At 41.2% G+C, this 13,557-nt stretch carries 13 protein-coding genes; all 13 read right to left on the bottom strand.

The features are described 5' to 3' along the window. Positions 1–21: 21 nt before the first annotated feature. Positions 22–1,356, bottom strand: a complete 1,335-nt coding sequence (gene pepC / locus HMPREF3108_RS07330) for an aminopeptidase C (protein ID WP_070494114.1) — start codon at positions 1,354–1,356, stop codon at positions 22–24. 78 nt (positions 1,357–1,434) lie between these two features. Next, entirely contained in the window at positions 1,435–1,995 is a 561-nt protein-coding gene (locus HMPREF3108_RS07335; RefSeq protein ID WP_070494116.1) for a GNAT family N-acetyltransferase, read from the bottom strand. Positions 1,996–2,042: 47 nt separating this feature from the next. Further along, entirely contained in the window at positions 2,043–2,867 is an 825-nt protein-coding gene (gene nadE, locus HMPREF3108_RS07340; protein WP_045772961.1) for an ammonia-dependent NAD(+) synthetase, read from the bottom strand. Then, the gene (locus HMPREF3108_RS07345) at positions 2,864–4,324 is read right to left on the bottom strand and encodes a nicotinate phosphoribosyltransferase (RefSeq protein ID WP_070494118.1); all 1,461 of its coding nucleotides are present in this window, start codon (positions 4,322–4,324) and stop codon (positions 2,864–2,866) included. The genes nadE and HMPREF3108_RS07345 overlap by 4 nt, the downstream gene beginning before the upstream one ends. Before the next feature lie 210 nt (positions 4,325–4,534). Further along, positions 4,535–5,449: a thioredoxin-disulfide reductase gene (gene trxB / locus HMPREF3108_RS07350; protein WP_048778762.1), complete on the bottom strand. Its 915-nt coding sequence runs from the start codon at positions 5,447–5,449 to the stop codon at positions 4,535–4,537. A gap of 63 nt (positions 5,450–5,512) precedes the next feature. After that, positions 5,513–5,737: a DUF4059 family protein gene (locus tag HMPREF3108_RS07355; RefSeq protein ID WP_045772959.1), complete on the bottom strand. Its 225-nt coding sequence runs from the start codon at positions 5,735–5,737 to the stop codon at positions 5,513–5,515. 105 nt (positions 5,738–5,842) lie between these two features. Continuing rightward, entirely contained in the window at positions 5,843–6,586 is a 744-nt protein-coding gene (locus tag HMPREF3108_RS07360; protein WP_048778765.1) for an amino acid ABC transporter ATP-binding protein, read from the bottom strand. Next, on the bottom strand, positions 6,586–7,395 hold the full coding sequence (locus HMPREF3108_RS07365; protein WP_048778768.1) for an amino acid ABC transporter permease: 810 nt from the start codon (positions 7,393–7,395) through the stop codon (positions 6,586–6,588). The genes HMPREF3108_RS07360 and HMPREF3108_RS07365 overlap by 1 nt, the downstream gene beginning before the upstream one ends. Positions 7,396–7,564: 169 nt before the next feature. Then, the gene (locus HMPREF3108_RS07370; RefSeq protein ID WP_070494120.1) at positions 7,565–8,908 is read right to left on the bottom strand and encodes a DEAD/DEAH box helicase; all 1,344 of its coding nucleotides are present in this window, start codon (positions 8,906–8,908) and stop codon (positions 7,565–7,567) included. A gap of 99 nt (positions 8,909–9,007) precedes the next feature. Continuing rightward, entirely contained in the window at positions 9,008–9,991 is a 984-nt protein-coding gene (gene mraY, locus HMPREF3108_RS07375; protein ID WP_045634202.1) for a phospho-N-acetylmuramoyl-pentapeptide-transferase, read from the bottom strand. A gap of 1 nt (position 9,992) precedes the next feature. After that, positions 9,993–12,248 carry a penicillin-binding protein PBP2X gene (gene pbp2X, locus HMPREF3108_RS07380; protein ID WP_048778774.1) on the bottom strand — a complete coding sequence of 752 codons (2,256 nt, stop codon included), beginning with the start codon at positions 12,246–12,248 and terminating at the stop codon, positions 9,993–9,995. Positions 12,249–12,251: 3 nt separating this feature from the next. Then, the gene (gene ftsL, locus HMPREF3108_RS07385) at positions 12,252–12,572 is read right to left on the bottom strand and encodes a cell division protein FtsL (protein WP_012000070.1); all 321 of its coding nucleotides are present in this window, start codon (positions 12,570–12,572) and stop codon (positions 12,252–12,254) included. Positions 12,573–12,580: 8 nt separating this feature from the next. Then, positions 12,581–13,531, bottom strand: a complete 951-nt coding sequence (gene rsmH / locus HMPREF3108_RS07390) for a 16S rRNA (cytosine(1402)-N(4))-methyltransferase RsmH (protein WP_048778775.1) — start codon at positions 13,529–13,531, stop codon at positions 12,581–12,583. Positions 13,532–13,557 lie beyond the last annotated feature (26 nt).

A 13,557-nucleotide genomic window follows, 5' to 3' on the forward strand; every position in this document is an offset into this window, starting at 1 on the left:
ACCTTCTTCATAAATATTCTTTTATAGGGCTAAGGCTCCCATTGGATCCCACGGAGCCAAGACAATAGGCTCTGCTTCATAAGCAGCTAATTCCGCTTCAGTCAAAAATTCTTTGCGCACTACGATCTGGTAGGTATATTCATCCATCCAAGAGTCAGAGGCTACAAAGTAACCCTTGTTACCAACCTTTTCGCCCCAAGAGTTTTCGACCTTCCATTTCTTGGCTTTTCCATTTTCATCCAAGTCCACCCCTGTCAAAACCATTGCATGGGTCATCAGACTTTCGCTATAGTCCAAACGTCCTGCCTTGTCTTGAGTCAACTGGATATCCATACTAGAAGTGAAGTCATACATGCCGTCAGCCATAATACCCGCTTTACGATTGCTAGACTGTCCAACATCAGAACCAAACCACACGGTCTCGCCAGCTTGCATTTGGGCGATAGCCAGCTCTTTTAGCCTGTCCATTTCAACATTCAAATAACGAACTGGCTTGCTACCAACGACATTACCCAGCATCTCAACTGTATAAGACTGACCATAAGGCTTGTCTGAAGTTGGCGCATTGATGATAGAGACATAATCGTCTAATTTGAGATCAACATATTTTTTGAAGAAAGCTTGTGGTGTCAATCCGCTCTCGCTATGAAAATTGTTATCTTTATCGCGATAAGAGAAGTCGAATTGGCGAGGCGGTAAACCTAAATTCATAGCTAGGAAGTTAAAGACTTCCTGGAGAAGTTCTTCTTTCTTAGCCTGAAGTTCAGCCAAGTTTGCACCTGCTGCCACTAATTCTCGCAAAATCTGTGCATCCTGACGCAGGAGTTTATTAAGAATCTGATTGAGCTCACGGCTGTTGCCAGAAGAAATTGACTCTGGATAAACTGACTTAGGCACGACGCCGTATTTCTCAAAAAGAGAAACAACCATATCCCATTGGCCGCCATCCTGTTGAGGCGTGTCTAAGAGAAACTTAACCTTGCGGCTGGTCAATTCTTGGTCAGCGGTCGCCAGCATCTGGTCTAAGAACCAGTTGGATTTTTCATATTTATCCCAAAAGAAAGTGTGGGCCTGAGATAGTTCAAAATCTTCCAATTGGAAACCAGCAATCATCTTGTGGCGGAAGGTATTAAGAGCTGCAAACATCCAACAGCGCCCAGACGCTTTCTGGTCGCTAACCTTATCCTTAGTGAGATCCAGTGAAAAGACTGGCGTGTTTTCCACAGCACTGCTTCGCTTCTCCAAGGATGTCAAGAGACCATTGTGGCTGATGGCATTTTCCATTGCTGCAAACTTAGGATTAGCTTCATAAGCAGCATACAACTTATCTGTAAAATCTTGTTCTAACGACTTCATAGAATCCTCCTTGTCATTATACATCTATTATAGAACTTTAAAAAAGGAGTGCAAGTAAAAAGGCTAGACAAAAGAGTCCTAGCCTTTTTCTAAATCAGATTTTAGGATGCCATAGACGGAAAAATCTTTGACTTGTCCTTTATGCAATACAGCCTGACGGAAAGTACCTTCGTAGCTCATGCCAGCCTTAGCCATAACACGCCCCGAAGCTGGATTGGCTGTTACAAATCTTGCTGTGACACGATTGAATCCTGCGTCTTGCAAGAGATAGTTCAAAACAGCTTTCAAAGCTTCTGTCATCAGCCCCTGCCCCCAATAGTCTTTACTTAAAATGTAACCGATCTCGCAATCATTGACCGTATCATCTCTATCAACCACACTGATATCACCAAGCACTTGTTCAGGATTTTCCTTCAGGCAGATGGCCCACTTGTAAAAATCCATGTTTTGATAATTCTCAACCCAGCGAGCAATAGACTGTTGGGTGACTTCAGGACTCTCGTGAGCATCCCAGGTCACATGCAGTAAATTATCTGGACGAGAAGCCCAGCTGTCATACATAGCTTGAGCATCCGATTCCAGAAAAGGTCTTAGCAAAAGACGTTTGGTTTCAATGGACCGTGTACCAATCTTTTTCATAACTTCCTCGTTTCTTAGCGCAAACTAAAAAGTTTCAATAGAGATTTTCACTTCCAAAATTCATCAAAAATCGTAATCGGCAAATGGCGTTTGTGCTGTCCTTTATGCCACCAAGATTCGATAGTTTCTTGGGCTTGAGCTGAAACAGACTTACCTTCGAGATAATCGTCAATTTCATTGTAGGTCACTCCCAGAGCGACTTCATCCGCAATCCCAGGTTTTTCCTCTTCCAAATCAGCCGTCGGTACCTTTTCATAGAGAGCCGGATCAGCTCCTAAAGTGGCCAAAAGCTGCTTACCTTGTCGTTTATTGAGACGGTAAAGCGGTAAGATATCTGCTCCGCCATCCCCAAACTTGGTGAAAAAGGCCGTGACATTTTCTGCTGCGTGATCGGTCCCAATGACAGCCCCGCTGTACGAACCAGCCAAAGCATACTGGGCAATCATACGGCTGCGAGCCTTGATATTACCCTTGTTAAAATCAGAGACTTTGGCCCCCGTTGCCTCCACAGCCTTTGTCATGGCATCAGCAGATTCCTTGATATTGACTGTCAGACTGATATCAGGCTGGATAAAAGCCAGAGCCTTTTGCGCATCATCTTCATCTGCCTGAACACCATAAGGCAGGCGGACAGCGATAAAACGATAGCTATCATCTCCAGTCTCAGCCCGCATTTCCTCTACAGCCAGCTGAGCTAAGCGGCCAGCCAAGGTTGAATCCTGACCACCAGAAATTCCCAAAACATAACTTTTCAAAAAAGGGTGCTTTTTCAGATAGGCCTTGAGAAAGTCCACCGACTTGCGGATTTCTTCCTCCGGATCAATGATTGGTTTGACACCCAGTTGAGCGATAATTTCTTCTTGTAGACTCATTTTTCTGCTCCTGTCTGGTAGGCTTTCTTGCGCATCTGGTCAATCAAATCCATCTTATCTTGCCAAATGTCTCGAGCCAGGTCAACTGGATAATCCTGTGGATTGAGAACTCGTTTGTACTCATCCCAAAGTTTATCAAATTCCTTACGGGCATATGCTTGAATCTCAGTCAGGCTCCGCTTTTTGTAAACGAGATTTCCCTCTTGGAAAATATCTACTAATAGCGGTACAGCATCAAAATCCTTAACCGTCTTATTAATGTATGTGTAGGTAGGATGGAACATTTCTAACTTTTCCAAGCCATTGACATCAATGCCGTCATAGGTAATGTAGTCTCCCTCAGACTTCCCTTTTTCGCGACTGGTAATGCGCCAAACTTGTTTCTTACCTGGGGTAGAAACTTTTTCAGCATTATTGGACAGCTTGATGGTATTGCGCAATTCTCCATTCTCATCTTCAATAGCAACAATCTTATAAACTGCTCCTAAAGCCGGCTGGTCGTAGGCCGTAATCAACTTGGTACCCACACCCCAGACATCAATTTTAGCTTTTTGCATTTTCAAATTGAGAATGGTATTTTCATCCAGATCATTGGACGCATAAATCTTAGCATCAGGGAAGCCAGCTTCATCTAACTGTTGTCGAACTTTCTTAGAAATATAGGCAAGGTCACCTGAGTCAATACGAACACCTAAGAATTTAATCTTATCACCCAGCTCACGCGCAACTCGAATAGCTGCCGGAACACCCAGACGCAATGTATCATAAGTATCTACCAAAAATACACAATCATGGTGAGTTTCGGCATAAGCTTTAAAGGCATCATAATCATTGCCGTAAACTTGAACAAGGGCATGTGCATGCGTTCCTAAAACAGAAATATCAAAGAGCTTACCTGCTCGAACATTACTGGTACCGTTGGCTCCGCCAATCACAGCAGCACGAGTTCCCCAGATAGCAGCATCCATTTCTTGGGCTCGACGCGTACCGAACTCCATCAGAGGTTCATCTTCGATAACAGAGCGAATACGGGCTGCCTTGGTAGCAATCAGCGTCTGAAAATTAACGATATTGAGCAAGGCAGTCTCAACAAGTTGACACTGAGCTAGAGGGCCTTCCACCTGCACGATTGGCTCATTGGCAAAAACCAAGTCACCTTCCTGAGCCGACCGAACACTCAGGCTCATCTTTAAATTCCGCAAGTAATCTAAGAAGTCTCCATGATAACCCAAAGACTCAAGATAGTCTAAATCACTCTGGCTGAATGTTAGATTGTTAAGGTAAGAAATAATTCTTTCTAAGCCCGCAAAGACAGCGTAGCCGTTATTAAAAGGATTCTTACGGAAAAAAACTTCAAAGACTGCACGTTTGTTATGGATATTCTGATTGAAATAAACCTGCATCATATTGATTTGATACAAGTCTGTATGTAAGGTTAAACTATCATCTGGAAACATATTTTCTCCTTTATAAACTGCATGGATTTTACTTATTATATCATAAATTTACAATTAAGAGGTTATAGGGAAATAGTCCGGCAATTAGAAAATTGAAATCTTTCCTCCACCAATTTAGCTGGTAGCTATTTAGTTTCTAAGAAACCACTCCTCAAAAAGATTCAATAGATCAAAAAACCTTGTTAGCCATAACTAACAAGGTTTTCGGTTTTATTCATGTTCAGTGATATATTTATAAGCTTCTTGACCCGCAATCGCTCCATCACCTACTGCTGTCGTAATCTGGCGTAAGTCTTTTTGACGGACATCTCCGATTGCGTAGATACCAGCTACTGAGGTCTTCATATGGTCATCTGTCACAATCCAACCTGATTCATCTCTTATACCCAAATCAGCTACAAACTCACTAACTGGATCCAAACCAACATAAATGAAGATACCACCAAAATCTGCTTGGCTAGTTTCACCAGTCTTGATATTTTTAAAGGTTACTCCAGTCACCTTACGCTCGTCACCATGAATAGCTTCTACGACTGAATCCCAGACAAAACTAATTTTTTCATTAGCAAAGGCACGATCTTGCAAAACTTTTTGTGCGCGTAATTGATCACGACGGTGAACAATGGTCACACTTTTAGCAAACTGGGTCAAGAAAATGGCTTCCTCAACCGCTGAATCGCCTCCACCAACAACTAGTAAGTCTTCATCACGGAAAAAAGCTCCATCACAAACTGCACAATAAGAAACACCCCGACTATTAAATTCAGCCTCACCCGGTACATTGAGCTGACGGTGAAAGGCTCCTGTTGCAATAATAACAGTCTTACTTTCATAAACTTCGTCTTCTGTGATAACTTTTTTAAAATCACCCTGATCTTCAATTCTTTGAACATGACCAAAGACATGCTCTACTCCGAGATTTTCCAATGGCTCAAACATCTTTTCAGCCAATTCTGGACCGCTAATCAGGGCGTAGCCAGGATAGTTTTCAACATCCGCTGTATTGTTCATTTGTCCGCCTGGAATACCAGCTTCCAGTAAGGCAACTTTTAGGTTGCTTCTTGCAGTATAAAGCGCCGCTGTCATTCCTGCAGGACCTGCTCCAATAATAATTGTATCGTACATGACTCCACCTTCTTTTGTTGTAATAATAATTATTCTAACGCCAATAAAAAACTTTTGCAAGCATTATGCTTTCAGCACTAAGAGAATGCCCATAACCGCAAAAGATAAAATAGGGATAGTCATAATATCAATCAAAAGTACATCAAACAAATGCGCCTGTCGTGCCTTTGCTGTCTTATCCTTGCGACTAGCCATTCTGGCTAAAATTAAAATCCCTGACAAACCTCCAATAAGTGCTGTTGTCAAAAGAAGACTCTCTATATAGAGAGAAAAAATTTGCTTTAACATTTAATCTCCTATGTTTTGGTCTATTTATGTCCAATAAGTCATGCTTATTTTGCTCAAAACAAACTCAGCTGGCAGAACCAACCGAGTTATCTTTCATCTATTATATCAAATATAGGTTCGTTTGTAACTAGCAAAAAACTCTTTCGTCCGTTCTTCTTTCGGACTATTCATAATCTCATCAGGCTTACCACCTTCAATAATATGCCCCTTATCTAAAAAGAGAACCTTGTCAGCAACCTGTGAAACAAAGGACATATCATGACTAACCAAAATCATTGTTTGACCAGATCTTGCAGCATCAGCAATGGATTTTTCTACTTCGCCGACAAGTTCAGGATCCAGAGCAGATGTAGGCTCATCTAGCAGGAGAACATCAGGTTTCATGGCCAGAGCTCTTGCCAAAGCTACCCGCTGTTTTTGTCCACCTGATAAATGACGGGGATAATGATTTTCTCGATCTGATAAACCTACCTTGGCCAATTCTTCTTTAGCTATTTTAGTAGCTTCTTCATCCGATAGTTTCTTGACAACGAGCAGGCCTTCTTTTACGTTTTCCAGAGCAGTCCGTCTTTCAAATAGATTAAACTGCTGGAAAACCATGGCCAATTTTCTACGAAGTGTTAAGACTTCCTCCTGAGTAATTTGGGAAAAATCAACCCTAAAGTCATCAATCTCAATGATACCGCTGTCTGGAGTTTCCAAGTAATTCAGACTACGAAGAAAGGTTGATTTACCAGCTCCTGAGGAACCAATCAAGGCAATAACCTCTCCTTTTTGGATATCCAAACTAAGATTGTCTAGTACTGCCTGACCGGAGAAAGATTTACTGAGGTTAAAAATGTGAATCATTAAAGGAGATCTCCTTTCGCTTGAATTGCTGAATCAATTGCAGCCGGCGTTTGAATGGCCATTTTTCTTTCGATAAAGCGACCAAATTGCTCAATCATAATATTGACAACCCAATAGACTAGAGCGACAGAGATGAAGCGCTCAAAATAACGGTAATCCGAACCACCTAAAATCTGGGCTTGGGCAAATACTTCTACCACTCCGGCACTAAAGGCAAGTGAAGTTCCTTTGGTCAAACCAATCAAGGAGTTGATCAGGGTTGGTGTAGCTACAACTGCTGCATTAGGAATAATCACACGACGGTATACTTGGGTATTGGTCATTCCCAGACTTCTAGCTGCTTCAATTTCTCCTTCACTAACAGAGAGGATTGCTGCCCGGATAGTTTCGCTAGCATATGCTGCCTCATTAAAGGCGAAAGCAACAACAGCAAAGACTGAGGCTGGGATTGCATTGATATTAAAAGCAGTTCCAAAACGTTGATTAAAAACCTTTAGAGCTATAGGAATCCCATAATAGGTAAGCATCAGTTGGACTAAGATAGGTGTTCCCCTTAAAAAGCTGACAAACAAAGCCTGAATAGGGTACAGAACTTTGACACGGTTGATTTTGACAATAGCAAACAGAAGAGCCAAAACCAAACCAAAAAGGGCGCCGCCCAGTGTTAAAAATAAAGTTGTTGGTAATTTTTCAATAATTCTTGGCAGGGCATCAAAAACAGATCTTAAACTAAAATTTTGGCCATCTGGAATGGACTTCATTAATTCCTGATACCAGTTAGAAGCTAATATAACTAAACTTGCGTTCATCATTCAATCCTTTCATCATTCTCATTTAAGAAGGTCTATGCTCTTTTACTCGGTTTACTGTATCTGAATAACACAAGAAAAAAGATAGACCAGTATACTCTAGTCTATCACACCATTTTTATATCGAACAGTATAAATTATTTATCAAGGGTATAAGAAAATTTTATGACTAGAAGCTTTGGCGCTTGGCCTTGCGTTCTGCACGACCTCGAGCACGATTTTCAGCCCTCGTGGTCTTACGACGTTTTTCATTGACAGCCCACTGAATTTTTTTCTTATAGCCAGGTTTGATTTTCTTCTTTTTCTTTTTAACCAAACCAATCATTTCTGTATCGAGCTTCTCATAAGACTTTTCACGGTTGGCTCGTCGATCTCGATCATAAGTGTCCTGAAATTCACCGTTCTTTATCATCTTAGGAATGAACTTAATGCCCAGTTTCTCTAATTCACGAATATCAGAGTCATCACTTGGCTGATATAGCGTAATGGCCGTACCAGGAAGTCCATTGCGTCCTGTTCTTCCCACTCGATGGACAAAGAAAGACAGGTCCTGCGGAATAGCATCATTGATGACATGACTGACCCCCTCAATATCAATTCCCCTTGCTGCTAGATCAGTCGCAACAATATATTCAAAATCAAGATTTTTTACTTGATTCATAATCCGCTTACGCTCACGAGGTGCAATATCACCGTGAATCTTAGCCACTTTCAAGCCTTGAGCAAGTAAATAACTATGTAGCTCATCTGCTCTTGTCTTAGTATTCACAAAAATCATAGCCAAATAAGGCTGTAAGATGCGGCTAATTTCATAAATCTGCGCATTTTTATCGCGCCCCTTTGTTGAAACCAGCCAATTTTCAATTGTATCTGAAATCACCGTTTTGGTCTTGATTTGCTCCATGACCGGATTAGACAGATATTTCTTCAAGAAAGGCTGTAGCTTCTGCGGAATAGTCGCTGAGAATACCAAAAACTGCAAATCTTTTGGCAAGCTTGAGGCGATTTTATCCACTGTTTCCAAGAAGCCCATATCTAGTGTCATATCCGCCTCGTCCACGACAAAGGTCTTGGCCTTATGAATAGCTAAATCTCCTGACTTGACCAAATCATAGATTCGGCCTGGTGTCCCGATAACAATATGAGGTTGGCTAAATTCTAGCTTATCAATTTGACGGGCCTTGTCAGTCCCACCCACATAATTAGCAACACGAATTTCCTGATCAGAAAAAGAAGCAATCTGTCTAGTCGCTTGATAGATCTGAGTGGCTAACTCACGGCTTGGTGCCGTAATCACAACTTGTACATGATCCTCATCTTCATTCAACTTTTGAAAAATCGGTAGCAGAAAAGTATGGGTCTTCCCAGAACCTGTCTTTGATTCACCGACAAGGTCGCGCCCAGACAAAACAACTGGAATCAACTTTTCCTGTACCTCTGTTGCTTCAACAAACTTCAGGTCCTCTAAAGCCTCCTGGATATAATTTTTAAAAGTAAATTCTGTAAATTTCATTTTTTCCTCTTATCCTTAGTAGTCCTATCTATTATAACAGAAATTATGGATTTATAGCCATTTATATGAAAAGAAGGAGAACAATCGTTCTCCTTTTTCTTACAAATACAAAATTGCTAGAGTAATCAAACTTGCAACAAGGCCTATTCCCCAGAAGAGAAAATCTACCTTCCATTCACTCCAAGCTTTACCACGGCCAGAAAAACCACCAAGTTCAAAATGATGGTGAACTGGAGTCATACGGAAGATTCGTTTGCCTCCTGTCATCTTAAAGTAAGTAACTTGGAGCATGACTGAAGCCGTTTCAAATACGTAGACAATCCCAATCAAAAGAAGGGTCCATTCTTGGTGGAGGGCAATAGAGAGAGCTGCCAGCATACCTCCTAGAGCCAGACTTCCCACATCTCCCATAAAGATCTTAGCCGGCTTATGGTTAAATCCGAAGAAACCAAGTAGGCCACCAATCATACTAAAGATCACGATTAGAAGATCAAAACGTTTTTGTTCTAAAGCAATAACCGCATAAGCTCCCAAGCTGATCACGACGGAAATACTTGCAAGACCGTCAATTCCATCAGTTAGGTTGACTGCATTGGAAAAGCCAACCAACCAAAAGAGAACAAAGAAAATATAAAGAAAACCTAATTCTAGTGGAAAACCGAAAACGTTCAGCATATCCCCACCGCCGTGGCGTTCAAAAAAGAGATAAAAAACCACACCGCCAACCAGCTGCAAGAATAGTTTTTGCTTAGGATTCAGTCCCTCGTTGATTCGGCGGAAAACTTTTAAGAAATCATCTAAAAAACCAACTAAACCGTACAAGAACAGAATAAACAAAATAGTTGTAACGCTACTAGAAAGATTTCCTGAAAATAATGCAATGACAAAACTCGCCACAATCGAAGCCAAGAGGAAAACAGTCCCTCCCATAGTGGGTGTTCCAGCTTTGGCCTGGTGCTGTTTGACATCTTCGTGCATTTGTTGCCCGGAAATGCGGGCTTTTTGATAAAAACGAATAAAGGCAGGTATCCCAATAATTGTTAAAATCAAAGTAGTAATTCCTGCAATTATAGCTGTAAGCATCTTACTCTCCTAGTGTTATTGTTATTTCTTTGAGGTTCTTGATAGAGGTATTGGCTTTTACGCTCTGTCCAACAACCTTCGAACCTTCACCTTTGTAGGTAATCTTTATATCTAACCATTTGGCAAAGGTTGACGCGTTCTCTTTGGTCCAACCATACATGTCTGGCATGTCATCCAGCTCATCTGTTAGAAGAAGGACTTGCTGGTTAGAAGCAACATTCTTACCTGCTTCAACAGATAATTTAGTGATGCCACTTCCTGTACCAAGGATAATCGGCTGAACCAAATTACGACGTAGCTCTTCAGCATAAGAACCCGGTGATTTATCTTTGCCCTTTTCTTTTGTTTTAGGCATAGTGTACTTGGTTTCAGTAATCACATTATCCAAAACATGCGTTGGAGTCGTTAAACCAAGGGTATCTTTCATGGCAACTGCTTCTTCCAAAAGAGGATTAACGACTTCTTTCCATAAATCTGGATAGAACTTCTCTTCAGGCTGCTTCACTGCCACATACATGATGAAATCAGGATCTTCAGCCGGCGTCATAGCAACTACCGAATAGATGTACTCACCTTCCAAGTACCCGCCCCCATCTTTAGCTTCTGCCGCAATTTGGGCCGTACCTGATTTAACAGCCACATCTTGTCCCGGAACTTGAATGATTGGTACTCCATCTGTCTGCAAGGTTCCAAAGTTAGGATCAGTTCCGACTGTCACCATATACTTCCGGGTCTCTTGAGCCGCTGTTTTAGAAACCGGATTTCCTATGATCTCATTTGTTCCCTTGCGGGCACTGTTAGTCGCTGAATCATAAATAGCACTGATAAATTTAGGTTCCAACATAACACCGTCGTTAGCAATTGCTGTAAATCCACGTAGCATTTGAACTTGTGTTACGTTAATCCCTTGACCAAAGGAACTCATTGCGGTTGTAACGACATTTTTATCCGGAAGATTACCGACGTCTTCACCCATCATACCAAATCGTGTACGAACACCAAACTTGAATTTATCTAAATAATCACGCCACTTATCATCTCCCATCTTTTTCTCCAGACGGGCCATACCGATATTACTTGAATAGGCAAATCCTTGAGCATAAGTCAGGGTCTGACCAGTTGAGAGCCCCATATTGACTCCCCAGTCTTTGATGATTGTATCCTCGATTTGAAACTCGTCATTAAAGTAGGTTTCATTGGCAGGGAAAGTATGATTATCGATAGCACTAGCCAAGGTAAATACTTTCATAGTTGATCCAGGCTCATAAGGGCTTTGATAAAGCAAGGTTGACCAATTGAAGTCTTTAGACAGACCTTCCTTGGTATCTGCATTAAAACTTGGGCGCTGAGTTGTTGCCAAAACTTCACCTGTCTTAGCACTAACCAGTGTTGCAGATACAAATTTCCCTTTGACCTTTTCTTGGAAGATGTCCATTCTTGTCTCTAGATAGCTTTGCAGATGGCTAGAAATAGTCGTATAGACATCTTTACCATTTTCTGTTGCCACAGAAACTTGGTCTGAACCAGGCACAATATTTCCGTTTTTATCGCGCTCATAGGTCACCAAACCATCCCGTCCAGCCAAGATTTTATCCAAGGAATATTCCAAGCCTGTTGAACCACGTAGGCTCTTAGATCCATCCTCATTTTCTACCAATTGGGCAATACCGACAAACTGAGAGGCAAAGGTTTCATTTGGATAGCTTCGACTAGGACTGGTATCAAAACTGATTCCTTTAACGCCAGCATCTTCCATGGACTTCTTAATATCTGTCATCGTTGCGTAAGGAATATTATTTCCTTTAGCACCAAAATAGACCTGAGTCAATTTTTCCTGTGATAGCTGGCTCTTGGCATAATCAGTCTCAATGTCTAACTTATCGTGTAGAATTTGAGCAACCGTCTCATACTGAGAGGGCTCTACATAGAGAATCTCTCCTGTAGCTGACTTATACTTTTTATCAATAATGGCATAGAGATTATAAGTCGTTGAATCTTCTGCAATGGCATTGCCGTTCCGATCATAAATCGTTCCCCGCTTAGCCTGTACTGTTTTTTGAATCTGGTAAACTTTTTTAGCCTCTGCCACCAGGTCCACTCCAAATTTTCGACCAGACCCAATCAAGATAGCAAAGTTAATCAAAAAAACAAAGAAAAGAAAAACAGTCAGGATACTCAGATTTTTCCCCACTTGTTTTCGATTCATATTAGCTGTTTTTCGATTTTTTAAAGCATACCTTAAAATCTTATTCTTCATGCTTTATTCCGCCGTTTTTACGATTGCATTCTGTAAGGTCATTTCCTGAGAACTAGCTAGTCCAGACAGTCTTTCCTTACGCGTTAAATCATTAATCTCTTGCTTGGCGTTATTAATTTCAACCTGCTTAGTGCTGACTTGGACATTCAAGTCCGTCAAATCATGCTGAACTTGCAAGAGTTTTGTCTGCATAAAGACAACACTAACGGCAATAATAATCGCTGTCAAGATAATCGAAGCATAAAATGCTTTCTCGATACGAGTGAACTTTTTAATCCGTGATTGGAGCTGCTGTCCTCTCGTTTCTTGGCTGTTATTTGGCATTTATTCCCTCACTTGTGTACTTTTTTCGCCACGCGCAATTTGGCTGAATGTGCTCGATTATTCAGCTCAAGCTCTTCTGCACTCGGCAAAATTGGCTTGCGACTGATTAATTCCAGTTTAGGTTTCAAGTCATCTGGAATAAAAGGCAAGCCCTTTGGCACGTCTACTGTCGAAGCCTCTTTAAAAAGTTGCTTGGTCAAGCGATCTTCCAAAGAATGGAAGGTGATGACTGAAATCCGACCATCTACCGCCAATAAATCAATTGCTTGCTGAATAGACTCATCAGCTGCGCCCAGCTCATCATTGACCTCAATCCGAATGGCTTGAAAAATCTGCTTGGCTGGATGCCCTTTTTTCTTTAATTCCTTGGCGGGCTTGGCAGATTTGATAATCTCTGCAAGCTCCGTTGTCGTCTCAATCGGCTTGATCTGCCTAGCTTGCTCAATTTTACGAGCAATTTGCTTTGAAAATTTATCTTCACCGTATTTAAAGAAAATACGCACTAAATCATGATAATCGTAGTCATTGACTACTTGATAAGCGTTAAAATCCGCATGACGATTCATACGCATATCCAATGGTGCATCTTGTTTATAAGAAAAACCACGTTCTCGCTCATCTAATTGGGGACTTGAGACCCCTAAATCATAACAAATACCATCAATCTCATCTACACCAAGTTTTTCTAACTGTAGTTTGAGATGGCGGAAATTATCCTGCACAAAAGTAACCATGCCTTTTTCGATGTATGGTGCTAAACGTTTTTTGGCATGTTCAATAGCTGTCGCATCCTGATCAAAAGCATAGAGATGGCCCTTGGGACTTAACTTACTTAGTAAATATTCACTATGGCCTGCCCCACCTAAGGTCGCATCAACATACACCCCATCAGGTTTAACATCTAAATAATCAATAGTTTCATGAAGAAGAACGGTTACATGATGAAATTCATTTGTCATATCTTATCTATTATACCATAATCAAA

Origin of the sequence: Streptococcus sp. HMSC10A01 (genome assembly GCF_001807785.1) — a bacterium.
GTDB lineage: Bacteria > Bacillota > Bacilli > Lactobacillales > Streptococcaceae > Streptococcus > Streptococcus gordonii.